Below are 22,715 nucleotides of genomic sequence, written 5' to 3' on the forward strand. Positions count from 1 at the left end.
TGTTCGGCTATTTTTGTATATTTTTTAATTAGAATTCTTTTCTACATGTTTAGTATGAATAAATTCATTTAGATTTATCCAATCGATAATGTCAGGATCCTCTTGCCATGTAAATTGATTAACAAAATCTGGATCATACGTATCAGAAATCAAAATATCTGTTTTATGTGATTTATTTTTCTCAATCTGAATGTCTAAAGGCGATAGTGCCATTAAGCGATTAATGACGTAGTTTTCACGTAACTGTTGTGAAAAATCAACAGCGATGTAAATTGGACCACTGTAATAATTAGGGAAGAGCTCATTCGCAATATTTAATGTATATTGTGAATAAATATAATTCAATACAACTTTGTCATTTAAAAAGCCAGGTGTGTTGATATAATTCTCAATTAAATTGTGGCGTAATGATTTAATGTTCTCATTTTTATCAATTTCATTAGGATACCATGTATGTCTAGTTAGTAAATCAATAATAAGAAATGGTGATATTGATTTTGCATTGATTTGCAATAATTGATTACGGAAATTTGTGTATTTTTCAACATCTATTTTTTTATCCATTTTATCAACTGTTAATCGAATCTGATTATCAGTTAAATTAATAATATCTTGTCCTTGAGCTAATATTGACAATTTATTGACTGGTAGTTGATGTACAGTGACAAAGAATGTGATATATAGTCGTGTGTATAAATCATGTTTATTTGAAAATATTGTCCAATTATTACGTAAATGATTATTGAACAAATTAATATTAGATGTGTTATTGATTTTAAATAACATTTGATCATCGTTTTCATCTGAAAGAAAATGATTGTTCTTTTCTCTTAAAAGATTAATTAAAGTAAAATAACAAGTCTGGTTTCGTTGATTGTTACTTGGTGAAACACCAAGGAGAATTGATGCATATGTAATTGTGTTATTAATTTTAACGTCAAAATCATCTGGTATATTAAGCTCCTTCATAGGAAAGTTAAAATATTCAAGTACACGAAGCGTAAAATATCTTAATTCAGATTCATTTTTAACTAAGTTTTGAATGTTTTTAATACCAATACTGTTTTTTAGTTGTTTCTTTAATCTAAAGTAAGTTGCAGAACTTATGCCAATTTTTTCTTGAAATTGTTCATCTGATAAGTTATGAGGATTTAAAAATATGTGTAAAAAGATTTTAAAATTGACAGAATGTTTAGCAGCAAATTCAATGATTTGCCGAAGAATTGATTGGTCAATGTCTTCACACGTTACAATGTTTTGATCGACATTTAACCTTAAATTAGGAATTACATGTGTAATCTCTAAACCAGTTGCTATGATTTCTTTAATTTTATATCGACTTAAATTAAGTCCTTTTTGAAGTTGTTCTATCGAATACGTATACTTTTTTGTTTCAAAAAAGTATTCGAAAAACTTGATTACTTGATATTGTCCCTCGTCTAAAAAAAGGTTTATATGCGTCAAGCATAAAATTATCTCCCTAAAATTATATTAAATGAATAATAGTACAAGTGAAAAGCTTTTTCAAATATTATCTATCAAAAACGGGTACATTATGTAATAAATTAACATTATAGATTTCAAATTTGTACATCGTAATGTCTAATTTATCACTAATAAAAAGTAATTAAGTTTCTCATTTTTTTCGTTTATTTGAAAAAGATGAGAATTTTTTGTGAAATTCATTTCTTTTGTAAAGGCTTTCTTAATAGATAATATTTGAGATGTTTCAACTCAGTTATTACTAATTGGGGAATTTTAAATGAAGTGAGAGATAAAATGGGACAATATAAAATACATTATAAAATGTATAAAGATGGGAAAAAATGGGTATTTGCTGGACTAACAGCAATGTCATTAGGTATTGGACTGATTAATACTGATTTTGACGTTCATGCCGATCAAAATACTGCCACAGAGGCAATTAGCGCAACCAGCGAAGCAACTTCAAGTGCAAGTACCACAGGAACAAGTAGTGCAGCGAGCGAAGCAACTTTAAACGCAAGTACGACGGGAACAAGTAGTGTAGTGAGTGAAGCAACTTCAAGTGCAAGTACCACAGGAACAAGTAGTGCAGCGGGCGAAGCAACTTCAAGTGCAAGTACCACAGGAACAAGTAGTGCAGCGAGCGAAGCAACTTCAAGTGCAAGTAGAGTGGAAACAAGTAGTGTAGCGAGTGAAGCAACTTCAAGCGCAAGGACCACAGAAACAAGTAGCGTAACCAGCGAAGCAACTTCAAGTGCAAGTACCACAGGAACAAGTAGTGCAGCGAGCGAAGCAACTTTAAACGCAAGTACGACGGGAACAAGTAGTGTAGTGAGTGAAGCAACTTCAAGTGCAAGTACCACAGGAACAAGTAGTGCAGCGAGCGAAGCAACTTCAAGTGCAAGTAGAGTGGAAACAATTAGTGTAGCGAGCGAAGCAACTTCAAGTGCAAGTAGAGTGGAAACAAGTAGTGTAGCGAGTGAAGCAACTTCAAGCGCAAGTGCCACAGAAACAAATAATAAGAAAGACGATGTTATAAAAAACACCAAGAATTCTTTAAATGTTAATGAAAAAAAGGATTTAGTGGATACTAATAAACAGACAGAAACTACTACCCTTGATGATCCGGACTATCCTAAGGATATGTGGCTAGATCCTAATGAAGATCATTATTCATTTTATTATTTATTAAGTTCAAATAAGCGAGAACAAATAATACTATCAACTGATAGACAAGGATCAGGTGTCGTCTATGCTTATTTAATTGATAATCGTACTAAAAGCGTTGTTAACGAAGGCACTATACAAAAAGGGAAATCCTTGGAGTTTAGAAATGGTGTAAGAATTTATAATGATGATTATACTGGCTTAGTTGAAGGCGGTAGATCATCTTGGTCACGTGAATATGCAGCTGGTAGTTATAGTCCAGGAAAATTATATAATAAAATTACTTTTTTTGTGCCAAAGTTGATTACACAAACTGTGTCTTATGTTGATGAAAATGGCAATAATATTGTTGATGCTGATGGACGTGAAGTTAAACCAGTTCAGCAAACTGGTTTAACAGGTCAAAAGTATACAACTAGTGGTCCTAAATTAGTAAATGGTTATTATAGTGGTCATTATTTAGAAATCCCTGAAAATGAATCAGGTACAATGTCAGAATTTGGAATTGTCGGGCATAAGTATGTAAGAGATTTTCATGATGGATATAAAATAGTCTTTACTGAGGTTGACGGTAAAGGAACAATGAATGCTGAAATACGTGACTATCGTGATAGGGTTTTATATACACATGATGGTCTTCAAAAAGGTCAAAGTATTGAAAGAGCGTTCAGCTATCCTGGTGGATGGATTACAATTGCCAATCCTTATGTTGATCAAACTCACGATGTTCAATATGTTTACCATAAGCTCGGGGCGTTAGTACCGGATGTGCCAGGAGTTGATCCCGTGCCATATCCAAATGATCCAAGTGATCCAACGAAGCCAGGTGAGCCAACGATTCCAGATGTGCCCGGTTATACGCCAGTCGATCCAGAAGGTAACCCACTCACCCCAGGTGATACGTACCCAGTCGATCCAACCAAGCCGGGTGATGATACCCCATTGCATTACGAAGCTAATGAGCAACACGCTTCAGTTAGCTATGTCGACGCAACCACGGGTAAGACCATTACGGTTGATCAGTTGACGGGTGCCAGTGATACGACGAGTGATTACCGGACGGCTGATCGCATTGCAGCCTTGAATAAGCAAGGATACGAGTTAGTATCTGATAATTATCCAGCTGATGGCGTGGTCTTCGATCACGATGATGAAGTGAGCCAAGATTACACCGTCACGTTGCAACATAAGACGACAACCATTACACCGGATGAACCCGGTCAACCAGGTGAGCCAATTGATCCGGATGAGCCAGATGGTCCAAAGTGGCCAGGTGGTACCGATTATGACGCCTTACACCAGGATGTGAACCAAACGGTTCATTATGTCGATGAAAATGGTGGGGCCGTTGCGACTGATGTGACGGACCAAGTTAGTTTCAACCGTACCGGAGTGGTTGATGAAGTCACCGGTGAAGTAACCTATACCGACTGGCAAGCGGTTAACGCCGATAATGTGTTCGACGCTAAGCCAACCCCAGTTAAAGAGGGTTATTACGCTGATCAAGCTGAGGTACCTGCCCAAACTGTAACCGCCGATAGTGCGGACCAAACGGTGACGGTGGTTTACCATAAGCTCGGGGCGTTAGTACCGGATGTGCCAGGAGTTGATCCCGTGCCATATCCAAATGATCCAAGTGATCCAACGAAGCCAGGTGAGCCAACGATTCCAGATGTGCCCGGTTATACGCCAGTCGATCCAGAAGGTAACCCACTCACCCCAGGTGATACGTACCCAGTCGATCCAACCAAGCCGGGTGATGATACCCCATTGCATTACGAAGCTAATGAGCAACACGCTTCAGTTAGCTATGTCGACGCAACCACGGGTAAGACCATTACGGTTGATCAGTTGACGGGTGCCAGTGATACGACGAGTGATTACCGGACGGCTGATCGCATTGCAGCCTTGAATAAGCAAGGATACGAGTTAGTATCTGATAATTATCCAGCTGATGGCGTGGTCTTCGATCACGATGATGAAGTGAGCCAAGATTACACCGTCACGTTGCAACATAAGACGACAACCATTACACCGGATGAACCCGGTCAACCAGGTGAGCCAATTGATCCGGATGAGCCAGATGGTCCAAAGTGGCCAGGTGGTACCGATTATGACGCCTTACACCAGGATGTGAACCAAACGGTTCATTATGTCGATGAAAATGGTGGGGCCGTTGCGACTGATGTGACGGACCAAGTTAGTTTCAACCGTACCGGAGTGGTTGATGAAGTCACCGGTGAAGTAACCTATACCGACTGGCAAGCGGTTAACGCCGATAATGTGTTCGACGCTAAGCCAACCCCAGTTAAAGAGGGTTATTACGCTGATCAAGCTGAGGTACCTGTCCAAACTGTAACCGCCGATAGTGCGGACCAAACGGTGACGGTGGTTTACCATAAGCTCGGGGCGTTAGTACCGGATGTGCCAGGAGTTGATCCCGTGCCATATCCAAATGATCCAAGTGATCCAACGAAGCCAGGTGAGCCAACGATTCCAGATGTGCCCGGTTATACGCCGGTCGATCCAGAAGGTAACCCACTCACCCCAGGTGATACGTACCCAGTCGATCCAACCAAGCCGGGTGATGATACCCCATTGCATTACGAAGCTAATGAGATTATAGTTCCTGCAAAACCTGATATACCAGATGTATCAAACGTTCCAGAAACACCGGTAACACCCGATGAATCAGAAACTCCAGAAACGTCAGTAACTACTGATGTACCTAGTGTATCAACAGATGTTGAAACACTAACTAATGATGAACCATTGGTATCAGAGGGTAAATCAGATGTTCAAGAAACAACCACTACAGATAAAGCTGTAGCAGGCAAGTATCAAGTGAGTGCTAAAGATAATACGAATAAGAATGTCTTGCCACAAACTGGTGTGGATGATGCTCAAGATAATAAGACAGTTAGTCTATCATTGTTAACAGTATTTAGTGCTTTGCTAGGATTACTTGGCTTAGGCGCAAAGAAAAAGTCTGATGACAAAAATAACTGATATGTTTTAAATTGATGAACATTGCTAAAAAATATAACTAAATAGTCTATGTTTTTAGACGACAAATTTTTGCAAATAGATGTGATAATTTGTCGTCTTTTTTATATGACGAAATTTAGTAATGCGATAATTGACATGCCAAGAACCATATTGTGATAAAATTTATATATTATATAGGTAGACAACATAATATATTCAATAATTTTGAGTACCTATAGATAAATTCATTCAAGTAATAAGGGATTTGACGCATGCCAGGATTTATTTCAAAAATTATAAATGACCGTACTTTGTGGGTCACAACAATTTTATTAATACTCATGATGTTTATTGGATCCATTAGTATCCAGGACATAGACTTTCAAACAATTGGGTCATTATTGTCATTGATGATTTTAATTGGGTTATACGAAAAAGAGGGACTGCTAAAATACATTGCAATAACAATTATTCAGAAGTGCCATACGACAAGGCAAGTACAATTGGTTGTATTTCTATTAGTGTTCTTTAGTGCTATGTTTTTAACCAATGACGTTGCAATCATCACGTTTATTCCAATATTTATCGTCATTGCCCAAAAGATTAACATTAAACCAATGCTATCAATCATTATATTTACAGTTTTTGCCAATTTGGGTAGTTCGGTAACACCGTTTGGAAATCCACAAAACATTTTTCTAACAAACTACTATCATTTAGGCTTTGGTAAATTTATGGCAATGTCATTATCATTGGGGCTTATTAGTCTTGTTTGTGTTGTGTTAAGTAGTTATATATTTAGATCAGAACCATTAGATCAATTAAAATTAGAGACGCCCCAAATTAGAAAGAAACAAACAATAATTTTATTAATGGGTAGTGTCATCGTATTAGCGGGGCTGTTGCACGTCATACCAATTTGGGTATCACTAATTGTTAGTGTCGGTCTAACATTGATTATTAATTATAAGAATTTTGCAACAGTTGATTATGGTATCATTATTTTATTCATCGAATTATTCTTAATTGTCGGGGCATTAAGTAGAATGCCTATGGTGGTATCATTATTTAGACAATTGACTGTAAGTAATTTAGGATCATTCTTTTCGGGAGTTGTATTAAGTCAATTTATTAGTAATGTACCGGCAGCCGTATTGTTGAGTAAGTTTACAAATCGGGCATACGCAATCTATTTAGGTGTGTCAATTGGTGGTTTAGGAACCATTATTGCATCATTAGCTAATTTACTAGCATGGCGTCAATATCAGCAACAAACTGGTTATTCTTCAGGAAAATTTCCAATTAGGTTAATGGTTATTAATTTAATGTTTTTGGCTGTTTTCGTCATATTTGGTTTGGGTTTGTTGGTCATAAATTAATAGTCATTCAATTAAATTACAAATAAAAAGTCAGGCCAAATTTTTTCTGCCTGACTTTTTTATTATATTAATTTAAATTAGCCGTTTGTCACAATGAAACGATCTTGCTTGTGAGTAGGTGTCTTAATTTCATCGACAATTGCTTTAGCCATGGTATCACTAGTTGTTTGTGAATTACCATCGGCATCAAACAACATGTCATCTTCACCATAAAGAATCTTATCAGCGAGTTCACCAGGAACGAATAATTGGCCAGGTGACATACCAACCCAGTTAACATTTTTAACATCAGTTAGGAAGTTAAATTCGTATAATTGATTTTCAGGGATAGCTTGCCAAGCAGCATTAGCTGGGTCGGCTTTGATATCCTCATAAGCGTAGTGACGGTCATCACCAGTGCCAACAAATGTGCTACCAGCACCTAGGATAAAGATAACACGTGGTGAATCAGTGCCACGTAACTCAGCAACTAAGTGAGCTGCCAAATCAGTGTGTAGATAAGCTTGTTCGGGTGCTGTTGCAAATGCATTGACAACAACGTCAAATTGTTCCAAATCTGCATTTGTCAATGAGAAAGCATCTTTTTCAATTAATGCGATGTCCGCACCAAGTGTTTCTTTTGCTTTATCAGCATTACGAACGATAGCAGTGACATCTAGTCCAGCTGCAGTAGCTGCCTTGAAAGTAGCTGCTCCGGCCATACCAGTTGCACCAATAATACCAACTTTAGTCATAAAAAGACCTCCTATAATTGACTTCATGTTTAATTACATTTTATAAGTAAATCTTTGAAAAAGCAATCTTATCCTATATTAATTAGGCAAATAATATTTAATAGTCTAAAATAGTGCATGTAGCTAATGTTTGTAATTTTAAAAACCACAATTAGAAATTAATATGCTAAAAATTAAAAGAGAAGTGAGAGAAATTATGCGAGCATATTTTAATCTAGATGGCCAAGAATTTCCGGTGACCGTTGAGCATATCGGAGCTGAGTGGCAACAAGATCAAATTATTAGATATCAAGGTTTCCCACATTTTCATTGGTTGCAGACACAAAAGGGCGTTGGTAACTTCTGGGTTGGTAATAAACATTTTGTTTTACCAGCCGGGGCCGGTGTTTTAGTGTCACCAGGTGTACCGCATCGCTATGAAACGGCCAATGATCATGAAAAATGGGAAGTTATTTTCGTGACTTTCCAGGGGAAGTTTGCTGAAGACTTTAATAATCAAATGATGAACCGTGAATATGTGTATATTCCGCCTGAAAGGGGCGCTAAATTTACTGAGCAGGTTGAAACAATTATAAAAAGTTTAGCTAACCAGCCAGTCAATAAAGAGTGGGTTTCTGCTTTGTCATATTATTTATTGCTCTCACTAGGTAATGAAGAATTGAATCATGTTAATGTTGATCATCCTGATTTTAAACGGTATGTTAAACCCGCAATGGACTATATGGCTGACCATTTAGTTGACCATGTGACAATTGCCGAAGTTGCGAAATATGTTAGTGTAACGCCACAGTATTTAGATCGTGTTTTTCAAAAAATTATTAATTTAAGTCCACAAGAATATTTATTACAAATTAGAATTAATCATGCGAAAAAATTATTAGTTTCGCAAAAGCATTTACGTGTTGTGGCTGTCGCTAATGAAAGTGGTTTTGGTGATGCAGCATACTTTAGTCGGGTATTTAAAAGGAAGACAGGTGTGACCCCGCTAAACTTTAGAAAGTGGCAAACTTAATAAAATTAATAGCAAATTTTTAGGGCAGTTTCGATATGTCCTTTTTTTTGGTTAAATTTGCCCAAATATAAACTTGAAAGCGCTTTATTATTATTAATGTAAGTTATGCACATATAAATGTGCTTTGGAGGAATTTTTATTATGAAACAGGCAAAGCAATATTTGTCATATGCAGCAGGGGCCTTTGGTCATGATGCATTTTACGCTACGTTAAGTACGTACTTTATGATGTTCGTTACGAGTCAGTTGTTTAATACCTCAGATGCAGGTTTTAATGATAAGATGATTGGCTGGGTAACAGGGTTAATTGTTACACTACGTGTGGTAGAAATCATTTTCGATCCCGTTATTGGTGGAATTGTTGATAACACACGTACGCATTGGGGTAAGTTCAAGCCTTGGTTGGTTGTTGCCGGCTTGATTAGTTCAGTGCTATTGATTGTTATCTTTACTGATTTCGGTGGCTTGAATGTTAGTCATCCCGTACTTTACATTATTCTATTTGGAATTGTGTTTATTACATTGGATGCCTTTTATTCATTTAAGGATGTGGCCTTTTGGTCAATGCTACCAGCGCTATCATTAGATAGTCGTAAGCGTGAAAACTTTGGAACAATTGCACGTTTTGGTTCAACGTTAGGACAACAAGGTGTACAAATCGTTGTTATTCCATTAGTAACGTTCTTCTCATTAGCTTTTGTTGGTTCACATTCTGAAACTAAGACCGGATGGTTCTGGTTTGCTGTTGTTATTGCTGTTGTTGCTTATCTTGGTGCTTTGTTAACCGTTTGGGGAACAAAAGAAGAAGATAACATTGTTCGTAAGAACACAGAAAAGGCTGGCATTAAAGCCATCTTTACTGCCGTTGTTAAAAATGATCAATTGATGTGGCAAGCTTTGTCATACTTCCTATTTGCATTAGCATACGTTTCAACTAATTCAATGTTGTTGTACTATTTCAAGTATGTCATGGGAGCTGGTGATAAGTTCTACTTAGTTGGTATTTTCACAGCCATTGAAGGAATTGTTGCTGTTGCAATTTTCCCAACTATTTCAAAGTTCATGTCACGTCGAACAATTTTCCTATCAGGGGCCATCATCATGTTGATTGGTTATGCATTGTTCTTGGTTGCATCAAATAGTTTGCCATTGGTATTAGTTGCTATTACATTGTTCTTTTCACCATATCCAATTTTGTTCTTGGTTGTTTTGATGACAATCACTGACTCAGTTGAGTATGGTCAATGGAAGTTGGGTATCCGTAATGAATCTGTTACGTTGTCATTACGTCCATTGATTGACAAGTTAGCTGGTGCCTTTGCAAATGGTATTGTTGGTATCGCTGCTGTTGCGGCTGGAATGACGGGTTCTGCTAAGCCAGAAGATATTACGGCTTCAGGTATGCAATCATTTAACCTATTTATGTTCTACATTCCAATCGTTTTGATTATCATTTCAGTTATTATTTACTGGTTCAAGGTTACTTTGACTGAAAAGAAGCACGCACAAATTGTTCGTGAACTTGAGCAACGTTTAAGTGAAGAAGAGGCACGAAAAGATTAATTAGAATTACAGGAGATTAAATTATGACACTTACAAAAGAATTAGGTGAATCATTCAAACGTCGTTTTGGCCATGAAGCAGAGCATTTCTTTTTCTCACCAGGTCGTGTGAACTTAATTGGTGAGCACACCGATTATAATGGTGGTCATGTTTTCCCAGCTGCAATTAGTGTTGGAACTTATGCTGCTGTATCATTACGTGATGATGATGAAATCCATGCTTTCTCAGCTAACTTTAAGGACGCAGGTTTAGTTACCTTTGCTAAAGATGACTTAGAATTACGTCCCTACGATAGTTGGGTAAAGTATGTTCGTGGTGTTATCAGTGAAATGGGTAAGTTAGGTCATGAAGTACCTCGTGGTTTTAATTTGGCAATCGTAGGTGATATGCCTACAGCTTCAGGTTTATCATCTTCAGCATCATTAGAGTTGTTGATTGGTGTTATGCTAAATGATTTATTTGACTATGGCATGGATACTTTGTCATTAGTAAAGCTTGGTCAGGCTGTTGAAAATGATTATTTAGGTCTTCAAACTGGTATCATGGATCAATTTGCAATCGCCTTTGGTCAAGAGAAACAAGCTATTTTCTTGGACACTAACTCAATGGCATATGAAATGGTGCCTGCTGACTTCGGTGACTATGACTTAGTTATTATGACGACCAATAAGAAACGTGAATTGGTTGATTCAAAATATAATGAACGTCGTGCCGAAACACAAAAAGCTCTGGAAGAATTGCAATCAGTTGCTGATATTAAAGCACTTGGTGAATTAACTTCTGAAGAATTTGAAAAGATTGCTGATCATATTACTAGTCCTGTTAATCAACGTCGTGCACGTCATGCCGTAACTGAAAATGAGCGTACTGTCTTGGCTAAGGCGGCCTTAGCAGATCATGATATGAAGCGTTTTGGTGAATTGCTAACAGCCTCACACAATTCATTACGTGACGACTATGAAGTTACTGGTGTTGAATTGGATACGCTGGTTGATGCTGCAATGGCACAACCTGGTGTCTTAGGTGCTCGTATGACAGGTGCAGGCTTTGGTGGTAGTGCATTAGCATTAGTTGCTAAGTCTGAATCAGAGAACTTTGTCGCAGCTGTTGATAAGATTTATAACGACAAGATTGGTTACCAAGCTTCATTCTTAGTTGCTGATATTGTAGATGGTACCCATGCCTTGTAGGAAGGCGGAACATTTCATAATGAAGTCATTAAATGAAGAACAAAGCCAAGCAGTAGCAAATTTTGTTGCATGGGGATTAGCCATGCATGCATATTCAGATAATGAAGTAGTGTACCGGGCAAACTTAGTATTGGCGCATATTGGAGCAACTAGTTTGGTGCAAGGGTTAGTTGGCGTTACTGACACTAATTTAAGTGATTTAGCAGATCAACTAATTGCTATTCAAGATACTGAATTTGAAATGGGCTGGCAAGCGTCTATTAATCGGACACAATTGTTAAACATTGTGACACCAACGCCAGATGTGTTAGCAGCTGAATTTGAACGACTATATGAAGCATCCCCTGAACAAGCTGTTCAGTATTATTACTTTGTTAGTCAATCAGTTGAAAACGTTAAGGTTAAAGATATTGCCCGTAATATTGCTTTCACTCATAATTCAAAGTATGGTGATATTGAAATTACGATTAATTTATCAAAGCCTGAAAAAACGACAGCTGAAATCAAGGCAGCTGCCAGTGCACCAAAATCAAGTTATCCACCTACAGCATTGGATTATACCAATGAAGGCTATCTTGGTACAGTGACGGCGGCGCCACGTTTGACGCATCGTTTTATTCGCGATAATTTTAGCGGTGAAACTTGGGGTTGGCATTATTCACCATATGCTTATTTCCAAGAGCATGCGATTTTCGTTAATTTTAAACGTCAAGCTATGCAAATGGGACAACGAACGTTTACTCGTCTAATGCAAATTGTGACGCGCTACCCAATGTATATGGTTGGTTCAAATGCAGATTTGCCAATTGTTGGTGGCTCAATTTTGTCACAAGAGCATTATCAAGGGGGACGTCATGAGTTCCCAATGATGAAGGCAGACGTTAAGCAAACTATCAAGCTATCTGAATATGAAGATGTGACCGTTGATATCTTGAACTGGCCAATGACAGCATTTAGAGTATCTGCAGATCATGCTGCTGATGTTGTGGCTGCTGGTGAGTTCTTACGTCGTGCATGGGAAAAGTATTCGGATGAATCTTTGATGATTCATGCAACCAGTGATAAGGGTGATCGTCAACATACAGTTACGCCTATTGCGCAATTTAAAGATGGCAAATATGAATTATATTTGGTTTTGCGTGATAACGGTACTTCAGAAGACTATCCAATGGGTATTTTCCATCCCCACGCTGATGTGCAACATATCAAGCAAGAAAACATTGGTTTAATTGAAGTAATGGGCTTGGCAATTTTGCCAGCACGTTTACTACAAGAATTAAAGCAAGTTGAAGACTTTTTGATTGATCGCGTCACACTTGATGAGGTTGCTGAAAGTCATCGTGCGTGGGCGCAAGAAATCAAGGATGCGCATCAAGCTAGTCCAAGTAATGTGACAGAAATTGTGCATGAAGAAGTTGGTAAAGTGTTTGTTCGTGTACTTGAAGATGCAGGTGTCTTTAAGTCAGATGAAGCTGGCCAAGCTGGTTTACAACGATTTATTGATTATTTAAGTAGTGTCGAATAATTATTTATTAATATATGACAATACAGAGAGGTTGGAACAAAAGGAAATGTTCCAACCTCTTTTTGTTAAAATTATTTGAATTATAAGCCTATAATTTTTATAGCATAAACGCGTTCCAAAAGTCTGAAGCCTCAATGTAACGCAATTTACACTATTCCTAGCCTTCGCTTTGCTACGGCCAAAAATAGCGCAAATCACGTTATACACCGGCTTCAAAACGACTTTTGTCTCGCTCTCTTTTTGCTTACGCTCTTTTTTGATTAAGAAAGTAACAAACAAATGCAAAAATAGGCCTTTGCTCTTATTTTTTTAGACAAAACAAGCTAAAATAAAGGTATGAGACAACGAGATGAAAATAAAATAGCGGCACTATCAAATGCTGCTTTAGACTTAGTAGCGGAACAAGGTATTATCAATTTAAGTATTAACAAGATGGCTAAACGCGCTGGCGTATCAGTTGCAACAGCGTATGTTTATTATGATAATAAAGCTGATTTATTAGGTAAATTATTTCAACAAGTGCAAGATTTATTAATTAACAATATGACGGTACCAGATGAACAATTACCCATTGAAAAACAGTTTGCGATGATGTTGCAACAATATGCTGATCGATTTAGAAATAATGTTAGGGAGGTTGAATTTTTAGCAGCAATGCTAGCTAATCCACAATTTTTACCAGCTGAATTACAAAATAGTGGCACATTATTGAATAATGAATTATTGGCCATTATTACACAAGCGTATCGCGAACAAAAATTGGTCACAGGTAGTGTTGACTTAATTGTGGCGCAAACTATTCAACCAATGCAATGGCTGTTGCAATCTCGTATTCAGAATCAATTAACGGTTACCGATGAAGAGATTGCACAGTTTATTACGATGGCAACGCGCGCTATTTTTAAGTAAATAATAATTATTTTAAGTTAAAATGTATGCAATGTTGGTAATTTCTTATATACTAGTTGTAGTAGTTGATATAAGAGATGTCGACTTATTGAGAACTTTTCGCAAAATTCCACGGGAGGAAACAACAAAATGACAGCATTTGATTATGATGTATTATATATCGGTAGTGGTCATGGTACTTTTGATGGTGCCGTTCCGCTAGCAGCTAAGGGAAAGAAAGTAGCTGTTGTTGAACAAGACTTAATTGGTGGTACTTGCCCTAATCGTGGCTGCAACGCCAAGATTGTTTTGGATTCTCCAGTTGCTTTGAAGCGTCATTTAGAAGAAGTACACGGAATCGTTAATGGTGATGTTGAAATCGACTGGGCAGCTAATCAAGCTCACAAGCATGAAGTGATTGCTGGTTTGCCTGATTTTATTCAAGGCTTGCTAGATTCATCAAATGTGGATATTTTGTTTGGTCGCGGTACATTAGTTGATGCCCACACTGTTAAGGTAAACGGTGAAGAAAAGACAGCTGAAAACATTGTTATTTCAACTGGTTTGCAATCAAATCGTTTAGATATCCCAGGTGCCGATTTAGCACATGATTCAGAAGAATTCTTGAATCTAAGTGAAATGCCAGCACGTGTGACTGTTATCGGTGCTGGTTACATTGCAATGGAATTTGCAACAATGGCTAACGCTGCTGGGGCTGAAGTTACTGTGATTACACACGGTGACCAAGCGCTACGTGCTTACCACCAACCATACGTTGAATTGGTTATTGACGATTTGACATCAAAGGGTGTTAAGTTCGTACGCGATGTTGAAGTTGAAGCAATCGTTGGTGGTGCTGATGGGCTTGTCGTTCGCGGTAGTGATTTGAATGTTGATACTGATTGGGTACTTGATGCAACTGGTCGTAATCCTAATGTTGCTAACTTAGGTTTGGAAGAAGTTGGTGTTAAGTACAACGAAAATGGTATCGAAGTTGATGATCACCTACGGACGTCAGTTAAGAACATTTATGCATCTGGTGATGTGATTGATAAGACACAACCAAAGTTAACGCCAACAGCTATCTTTGAGACAACTTACTTGATGCACACTTTTGCTGGTGAAACAACGGCACCTATTGAATACCCAGTTATCCCATCAGTTGTCTTTACGTCACCACGTATTGCAAAGGCTGGTGTAACCGTGGCTGAAGCCGAAGCTAACCCAGATAAGTATACTGTTGTTGAAAATGACTTGGCAGGTGATTGGTACCGTCAAATGGACAAGGAAACAATCGGTAAGAATACATTGATTTTTGATAAAGATTATAAATTAGTAGGAGCAACCGAAGTTTCAAACAAGGCCGATGATGTTATCAACGCTTTGTTGCCAGCTATTGAATTCAAGTTTGGTCCAGCTGAACTTGAACGTGTGGTTTACTTGTTCCCATCAATTGCTTCACAAGCTTGGGGTCAATTATAAAATAACGGTCGTTTGCTAATAATGACTTTAGAAGATTGTGCAAATCTGACATGTGCAGATTGCGCAGTCTTTTTTATTGCTTGTTGAATGACAATCATGCTTGCCATTTTGAAGTGATAGTGATAGCTTTAATATCAGTGGTTCGTAACCATCCCACTTAAAAAAACTAGGAGTAGAAAGTATGGATACTAAAAATTCTCAAATCAGTTCAGCAAGAAACATAGCAATTACAGCAGTTATTGCTGCATTATATGTCGTTGCGACCGTTGCATTACCGTTTGCTTCGTATGGGCCTGTTCAATTACGGTTTTCAGAAGCCTTTAATCACTTAGCAGTGTTTAATAAACGTTATATTGTGGCAATTACCTTAGGGGTCTTTATTGCTAACATATGGTCACCATATGGTATTGTGGATATGATTGTCGGAACCTTACAGACATTTTTGATGTTATCAATTTCTTATATACTAGCAAAACGTGTTAAAAGTATTGTGGCACGTTTAGCAATTAGTACAGTGGTTGATTCATTAATGATGTGGATTATTGCGGCAGAGCTATATTACTTAGCTAAAGTACCATTCTGGGCAACATATGCTTGGACAGCTTTGGGTGAGTTTGCAGCATTGATCATCGGGGCGATTATTGTTTATATCATTAGTCGAACGATTGATTTAGAAAAATAGTAACAAAAAAAGGAACTTTTCTGATTTTACATCAGTTAAGTTCCTTTTTTGCTAGTTATTAATTACTATTCATTTCTAGAATGGCATCGAACACCGATTGTGGTAATTCAATATTACTCTTTTTAAGACCTTGGCGTCGTAATTGTTGTTGCTTTTTAGATACCTTAGCACCGGAAGCTTGTGCTTTACGAAGCGGCGGTACATCGGCCCGGGCAACAGCGCGTCCTTCAATAATGGCTTGAACAGGCATTGCTTGCAATTTACGTGGAATCAAATCCTTTAGTTTATCAACTAATTCAATTCCCATGCGTGTTGCCTTTAAACGATGTGTAACAAAAGTAAGGGCATCAATTTTAGCGTAATCAATGGCAATATCAATACGTACTAAATCAGAGTATTGGTATTGATCAAAAGTTGTTGATAAGGTTGCGAAACCATGAGAGACTGACTTCAATTCATTGAAGAAGTCATAAGCAATCTCTGAAATTGGCATACGATATGTTACTAGTAACATGGCACCAATGGTTTCTAAATCAATTAATTCGCCACGACGACCTTCAGCTAAACGCATAACATCGTTGAGCATTTCATTGGGCATTGTCATTTTGGCCAACATATAAGGTTCTTCAACCTTAATAATTTGACCATAGTCAGGGAATTGTGTTGGATTCTCGACATAAATTGGTTCATCTTGATTTTTAACTGTCACACGGTAAGTAGAATTTGGCATAGTGGTTAAGACATCTAAACCAAATTCTTGCTGTAGACGTTCACGAATGATTTGCAAATGGAAAATACCTAAAAAGCCACCACGGAAGCCCATGCCAAGTGCTTCAGATTGTTCTGGTTCATATTGGAAGGCGGCATCATTTAAGGCTAGCTTTTCAATCCCAACTTTCAAATCTTTAAATTCACTACCACGTGGATACAAACCAGCATAAACCATTGGTTCAACTTCTTGATAACCAGGCAAAGCCTGTTCAACGGGATGCTTGGCAAGGGTAATAGTATCACCAACTTTGACAGCTTCAGGATCTTTAATACCAGTGACGATAAAACCAACATCTCCAGCTTTTAGTTGTTTAACTGGGGTCATTAAAGGGGCAAAAACACCCATTTCTTTGATACCAGATTTAATTTGGTTGGCCATGAATAAGATTTGATCATTATTTTGCAAAGTACCATCAAATAGACGAGCTTGCACAATTACACCTTTATAAGGATCAAACTTTGAATCAAATACTAGTGCTTTTAAAGCCGCGTCTTCATCACCAATTGGCGCCGGGATTTGGTCACGAATAGCAGTTAGGACTGTATCAACGTGCAAACCACTCTTAGCTGAAATCTTTAAAATGCGGTCAGGGGTGAAAGACTCATCTAAATCACCTAGTTGGGCAATCGTATCTTCAACTTCGGCGGCAGCAGTATCAATTTTATTAACAATTGGAATAATGACCAAATTAGCTTCTTTAGCTAAACGGTAATTAGCAACCGTTTGTGCTTGCACACCTTTTGTGGCATCAACTAGTAGCAAGACACCATCGGTAGCCGATAAACTACGCGAGACTTCATAATTAAAATCAACGTGACCTGGGGTATCAATTAAGTTGTATTGATATTCATCGCCATTTTCATCAATATAGTAATTACGGACGGTACGTGATTTAACTGTGACACCGTGAGCCTTTTCAACACTTAAGTCATCAAGTAATTGATCTTCAGCTTCACGTTCAGAAATGGTGTTAGTCATTTCCATAATACGATCAGCGAGGGTCGACTTGCCATGATCAATGTGAGCAACAATCGCAAAATTGCGAATATATTTTTGACGTGTAGACATTTTAACTCCTTAAGAATAATGTGCTCATATTATACCATTTTCCAGTCATATTATTCGTTATCAATTTTATTTTGAGGTAATATCCGAATGATTATAATCCAAAATTGATGTATAAAAGCTCTTTTTATTAAAATACGAATGAAAAAATAGTAAATATAGTTGAAAGTTTGCTTTATTTTGATTGGTAAACGTGGTACTATGTGCTTATAGGAGTTGTTGTTGATATTTTTTTAGCCTACTATATGGAGGAAAAGAACAATGGATTTCGCAACCGGGGCCATGGGACCAAGTAGTTTACATTACAGTTTTGAAAAGACTGATGTGATAAACAATGTTGTTAAAGGTACTCAAGTAACAAAGCAGCCACAAATCAATGATAAGTTAATTGAACACTTCCATGATTTGTGCGAACGCCACCCAACGTGGACATTCGGCCAAATTGCAAGTGGTTTGCATATTGATGCGGCAACGTTACGCCAGATTGAAGTCGTAACGAATAGTCGTTTGCGCTCAGCTAAGGCACGGTAACATTAACAACGATAATTAAATATGATAATTTTGAAGACTGTTCAGCAAAGTCAGAGTTAATTTTGACTAATGAACAGTCTTTTTTAGTTAATCATTAATTGCTTTTTACATTCGTTTAGAAAGCGGTTACAATTAATACGAATAGTTATTAAGCGACTAAGCGCAGTGTTAAATTTTATGGAGGAATTATGGCAAAAGCAGTGATTACATTTGATGATACAAACCGTACGTTCTATTTAAGAAATGATGAGATTTCATATATTATGGGGATTTCTGAAGGCGAACTATTATCACATTTATATTTTGGTCATCGTGTATCGGGATATCACGGTTCGAGAACCTATCCGCGCTATGAGCGAGGACTATCACCTAATCTGGCTGGTGTGCCTGGTGAAGTTGATCGTTGGTATTCCAAAGATGTTTTACCACAGGAATTTGCTGGCAATCAAACGGGAGATTTTCGTACGCCTGCCATTGTGATTAAAGCAAGCAACGGGGCGTTTGCGACCGATTTTCGTTATGAATCTTATGAAATTTTTGCTGGTAAGCCCGAATTAGATGGTTTGCCACAAACCTATGTTAAAGATGATGACGAAGCACAAACCTTAGCCATTACCTTAAGAGACAAGACGTTAGCTGCTCGTGTTATTTTGTACTATACGATTTATGCGGAGCGAGCAGTTATTACTCGCTCAACAAAGATTATTAATGATAGTGAAGCCGCTTTTAATATCGAGAAAGTGGCATCGCTACAATTAGATATGCCTAAGCAAGAACTAGAGGTTATCTCATTCCCTGGTTCACAATTCCATGAACGCCAAGTTGACCGGGCACCATTACGCCAAGGTCTTACTGAATTTGGTAGTCGTCGTGGTGCTAGTTCTCACCATATGAATCCATTTGTGATTGCGGTTGATTCTAGTACAACTGAACAACAAGGTGAAGCAATTGGGGTGCAATTAGTGTACTCTGGTAATCATCAATTTACTTTTGAAAAGGATTTTGTGGACCAAGTTCGTTTGGTAACTGGTATTAACGAAGATGGTTTTAGTTGGCATTTACAAACTGCGGAGAGTTTCCAAACACCAGAAGCAATTTTAGTTTATTCTGACGAAGGACTGAACGGTATGTCACAAACTTACCATCATTTGTTACGTGAGCGTGTTGCTCGTGGACAGCATCAATATAAGAATCGTCCGATTGTTATTAATAATTGGGAAGCCACTTACTTTGATTTTAATGCGGAAAAGATTACGTCAATCTTAGATGCGGCTGAGCCTTTAGGTATTGAAATGTTCGTCTTAGATGATGGTTGGTTTGGTGAACGTGATGACGATCGTCGTTCATTAGGTGATTGGTACGAGTATACAAGTAAATTAGCAGATGGTGGTGGCCTACGTGGTTTGGCCGAAAAGGTACACGCAAAAAATATGCAATTTGGATTGTGGTTCGAACCGGAAATGATTTCTGAAAATTCAGATTTGTATCGTGAACATCCAGATTATGCTTTACAAATTCCTAATCGACCAATGTCGTTATCAAGAGATCAATATGTCTTAGATTTTTCACGTCCAGAAGTGGTTGATAATATTTATCAACAAATGACAGCCATTTTGGATCGGGTGCCAATTGATTATATTAAATGGGATATGAATCGACATATGACAGAAGTTTATTCATCAGTACTGGCTGCTGAAAAACAGGGTGAGGTTGCCCATCGTTACATTTTGGGTGTTTATGATTTGGTTGATCGGCTAACAACCCATTATCCAGAGATTTTGATGGAAGGTTGCTCAAGTGGTGGTGGCCGTTTTGATGCTGGTATGATGTATTACTTCCCACAAACATGGACGTCAGATAGTACTGATGCAGCTGAACGAATTAAAATTCAATATGGTACAACCTTTGGCTATCCGGTATCAAGCATGACGGCCCATGTTGCAGCGGTACCTAATCCACAGACACAACGCGATATGTCATTAAAGACACGTGGGGATGTAGCCAGTTCAGGCGTCTTAGGTTATGAGCTAGACGTGCAACAATTAACTGATGAAGAAAAAGAATTGGTTAAGGAACAGGTGCGTTTCTACAAGGAACATCGTCATTTGATTCAATATGGTGATTTTTATCGTCTTAAGAGTCCATTCACTAGTAACGAAGCTGCATGGGAATTTGTCAGTCCTGATGGTCGTGATGTTTTGGTCTATCATTTTAGAATGCTAGCTTCGGGTCAACAACCATTAACGATTACAAAGTTAGCTAATTTAATCCCAGAGGGTATTTATGTTGATCAAGAGACGGGCGAAAAGTTTACTGGGGATGAATTGATGTATGTGGGCCGTTATGATGACCCAACCCAAGCCGGTGATTTTACGTCACAAGTACGTAGTTACTACATGGAATAAGCTTGATGCTAAAGATGCAAACATTTACAAATAGTTAATGATTTTTTCACAAGAATATAGTATTTTTAAAGTGTAGTAAAGAATATTTTTGGGAGGAAATACTAAATGGTTAATGCTAAATTAGCGCAAGATGTTTGGAAAGATCCAGGGATGAATGTTTCATTCATTGTATTGAAATTGAATCGTCAAGATTTAGCTGATGAGCAAGATCATGTTGCAACCTTTACTGATATGTCACAGTCAATTATTCGATCAATGCGGATACGTGATCCTAAAGCAGCTTTACAAGTTGCTATTGGATTTAGTAATCAAGCATGGAAGTATCTATTTCCAACGGCTGCTAAGCCACATGAATTAGAAACTTACACAACATTGGATGGGCCTGAGTACAGTATGCCAGCTAGTGATGGGGACATCTTTTTGCATATTCGTGCAAATGAAGAAGCTGTGGTTTACGAAATTGTTCGCCAATTTATGAAATTATTAGCACCGGTTACGACGGTGATTGATGAAACAAAAGGTTTTCGTTATCTAGAAGGTCGTGCAATCATTGGCTTTATTGATGGTACTGAAGCACCAGCGATTGAAGATGCCGATGAATATGCGATTGTTGGGGATGAAGACCCAGATTTTATAAATGGCTCTTATGCATTTGCTCAAAAATGGCAACATGATATGGCCTTTTGGGAAAAGTTATCTGTCGAACATCAAGAAAAGGCGGTGGGGCGCCATAAGTATGATGATATGGAATTAGATGACGATGACAAACTTGAAAATGCGCATAATGTTGCTTCGAAAATTGAAATCGATGGTGAAGAGCAAAAGATTGTGCGTATGAATGTGCCATTTTCTGATCCAGCAATGGACTACACTGGCACTTATTTCATTGGGTATGCCCGTCATTGGGAAGTAACGAAGCAAATGTTGGAGCAAATGCTAGAAAAAAGTGATTTTCTATTAACATTTTCAACCATTTTAAGTGGACAGTTATTCTTTATTCCGTCTCGTGATACACTTGCCGATATTGCTGACGGTAAGTTTTTCGAATAAATAATAGAAGTAAAAATAAAAATCGGTTTGAACGATCAGGGTGCGAAACCTGGCTTTGTTCAAACCGATTTTTTATAGAAAATGATTAACGTAATTTATCTTGTGATTTATTAGTAGCCGTGTTTTTATCTGAAAAGTCAATTGAGACGCTACCGTTAGCGCCAGCATTGGTATTATGCCAAATGGCATTTGTTTCTTTTTTGCCATCAATAATCGCAATTGTGAGGACGGCCGGCTTACCGTATTTGTCAGTCAGACTATTTAGTGAATCACCAGCATCTTTATCAGATTTTGCATCGGCAACATTTACAGCATTGTAGCCACTTGATGTCCATTTTTTTGATAGATTAATTGTTTTATCATCTAACAAAGTTTTTGAGGCTAAACGGGCTGTTGCGGTACTCTTTTTTTGGCTCATGAACGTAAGCGTAACACCAGTGTAGTCACCAGCAACATTTTTCCATGATACGACAGTTAAGGTGTTCTTACCCGACTTAGATTTATTTTTCTTATCGGGGCGACCATACTTTGCAATGACTTTTTCATAGCTTGTACCGCCTTGACCATTTTGGTTAAAGTCGCCAACCTTTAGACTGTCAAAAGATTTTTTGGTCCATTTGTCAGAACTAATATTACTTTCGGTGTTAGTCGATGAATTTTGAAACTTTGTTGAAACCACAACAATTAAAATAATTGCTATAACACCTAAGACGACCGTTATGATTTTCTTTTTCATAATATGATTAATCTCTCTACTTTATTAATAATATTAATTAAGTATATCATCAAACGAGTTT

General features: G+C 37.6%; 16 protein-coding genes and 1 riboswitch. Of the genes, 12 read left to right on the plus strand and 4 right to left on the minus strand.

Annotated features, from left to right (window positions below; all coding sequences use genetic code 11):
* Positions 1–24: 24 nt before the first annotated feature.
* On the minus strand, positions 25–1,464 hold the full coding sequence (locus tag ACSYSF_RS03020; protein ID WP_491737243.1) for a helix-turn-helix domain-containing protein: 1,440 nt from the start codon (positions 1,462–1,464) through the stop codon (positions 25–27).
* Positions 1,465–1,779: 315 nt separating this feature from the next.
* Here ACSYSF_RS03020 and ACSYSF_RS03025 point away from each other — a divergent pair, with 315 nt between their 5' ends.
* Positions 1,780–5,661 carry a mucin-binding protein gene (locus ACSYSF_RS03025; RefSeq protein WP_489868249.1) on the plus strand — a complete coding sequence of 1,294 codons (3,882 nt, stop codon included), beginning with the start codon at positions 1,780–1,782 and terminating at the stop codon, positions 5,659–5,661.
* 251 nt (positions 5,662–5,912) lie between these two features.
* Positions 5,913–7,019, plus strand: coding sequence for an SLC13 family permease (locus ACSYSF_RS03030; RefSeq protein WP_489868250.1), 1,107 nt, complete (start codon positions 5,913–5,915; stop codon positions 7,017–7,019).
* A gap of 77 nt (positions 7,020–7,096) precedes the next feature.
* Here the strand turns inward: ACSYSF_RS03030 and ACSYSF_RS03035 are convergent, their stop codons facing one another.
* Complete coding sequence (locus ACSYSF_RS03035; protein WP_489868251.1) at positions 7,097–7,753, minus strand: NAD(P)H-binding protein; 657 nt, start codon at positions 7,751–7,753, stop codon at positions 7,097–7,099.
* Positions 7,754–7,949: 196 nt separating this feature from the next.
* On the opposite strand from ACSYSF_RS03035, the gene ACSYSF_RS03040 reads away from it, so the two are divergent.
* The 7 genes from ACSYSF_RS03040 to ACSYSF_RS03070 all read left to right on the plus strand — a co-directional run bounded on the left by ACSYSF_RS03040 (position 7,950) and on the right by ACSYSF_RS03070 (position 16,095).
* Entirely contained in the window at positions 7,950–8,765 is an 816-nt protein-coding gene (locus tag ACSYSF_RS03040; protein ID WP_489868252.1) for an AraC family transcriptional regulator, read from the plus strand.
* Between the two features lie 141 nt (positions 8,766–8,906).
* On the plus strand, positions 8,907–10,328 hold the full coding sequence (locus ACSYSF_RS03045; protein WP_489868253.1) for a glycoside-pentoside-hexuronide (GPH):cation symporter: 1,422 nt from the start codon (positions 8,907–8,909) through the stop codon (positions 10,326–10,328).
* Positions 10,329–10,351: 23 nt separating this feature from the next.
* Complete coding sequence (locus ACSYSF_RS03050) at positions 10,352–11,518, plus strand: galactokinase (RefSeq protein ID WP_489868254.1); 1,167 nt, start codon at positions 10,352–10,354, stop codon at positions 11,516–11,518.
* 19 nt (positions 11,519–11,537) lie between these two features.
* A complete protein-coding gene (locus tag ACSYSF_RS03055; RefSeq protein WP_489868255.1) occupies positions 11,538–13,043 on the plus strand; it encodes a UDP-glucose--hexose-1-phosphate uridylyltransferase in 1,506 nt (501 codons plus the stop codon).
* A gap of 336 nt (positions 13,044–13,379) precedes the next feature.
* Complete coding sequence (locus ACSYSF_RS03060) at positions 13,380–13,952, plus strand: TetR/AcrR family transcriptional regulator (RefSeq protein ID WP_489868256.1); 573 nt, start codon at positions 13,380–13,382, stop codon at positions 13,950–13,952.
* Between the two features lie 129 nt (positions 13,953–14,081).
* A complete protein-coding gene (locus ACSYSF_RS03065; RefSeq protein WP_489868257.1) occupies positions 14,082–15,413 on the plus strand; it encodes a dihydrolipoyl dehydrogenase family protein in 1,332 nt (443 codons plus the stop codon).
* 131 nt (positions 15,414–15,544) lie between these two features.
* Positions 15,545–15,589, plus strand: a riboswitch (PreQ1 riboswitch).
* A gap of 5 nt (positions 15,590–15,594) precedes the next feature.
* Positions 15,595–16,095 carry a QueT transporter family protein gene (locus ACSYSF_RS03070; RefSeq protein WP_489868258.1) on the plus strand — a complete coding sequence of 167 codons (501 nt, stop codon included), beginning with the start codon at positions 15,595–15,597 and terminating at the stop codon, positions 16,093–16,095.
* Between the two features lie 58 nt (positions 16,096–16,153).
* Here the strand turns inward: ACSYSF_RS03070 and lepA are convergent, their stop codons facing one another.
* On the minus strand, positions 16,154–17,935 hold the full coding sequence (gene lepA / locus ACSYSF_RS03075) for a translation elongation factor 4 (protein ID WP_489868259.1): 1,782 nt from the start codon (positions 17,933–17,935) through the stop codon (positions 16,154–16,156).
* A 258-nt stretch (positions 17,936–18,193) separates the two neighbouring features.
* Between lepA and ACSYSF_RS03080 the strand changes: the two genes are divergently transcribed.
* From ACSYSF_RS03080 to ACSYSF_RS03090, 3 genes are all read left to right on the plus strand, one after another.
* The gene (locus ACSYSF_RS03080; protein ID WP_489868260.1) at positions 18,194–18,463 is read left to right on the plus strand and encodes a helix-turn-helix domain-containing protein; all 270 of its coding nucleotides are present in this window, start codon (positions 18,194–18,196) and stop codon (positions 18,461–18,463) included.
* A gap of 188 nt (positions 18,464–18,651) precedes the next feature.
* On the plus strand, positions 18,652–20,868 hold the full coding sequence (locus ACSYSF_RS03085; RefSeq protein ID WP_491737244.1) for an alpha-galactosidase: 2,217 nt from the start codon (positions 18,652–18,654) through the stop codon (positions 20,866–20,868).
* A gap of 105 nt (positions 20,869–20,973) precedes the next feature.
* Entirely contained in the window at positions 20,974–21,918 is a 945-nt protein-coding gene (locus tag ACSYSF_RS03090; protein ID WP_491737245.1) for a Dyp-type peroxidase, read from the plus strand.
* A gap of 85 nt (positions 21,919–22,003) precedes the next feature.
* Here the strand turns inward: ACSYSF_RS03090 and ACSYSF_RS03095 are convergent, their stop codons facing one another.
* Positions 22,004–22,654, minus strand: a complete 651-nt coding sequence (locus tag ACSYSF_RS03095; RefSeq protein ID WP_489868665.1) for a DUF3862 domain-containing protein — start codon at positions 22,652–22,654, stop codon at positions 22,004–22,006.
* Between the last annotated feature and the right edge of the window lie 61 nt (positions 22,655–22,715).

This window comes from Weissella sp. ESL1139 (genome assembly GCF_058506735.1).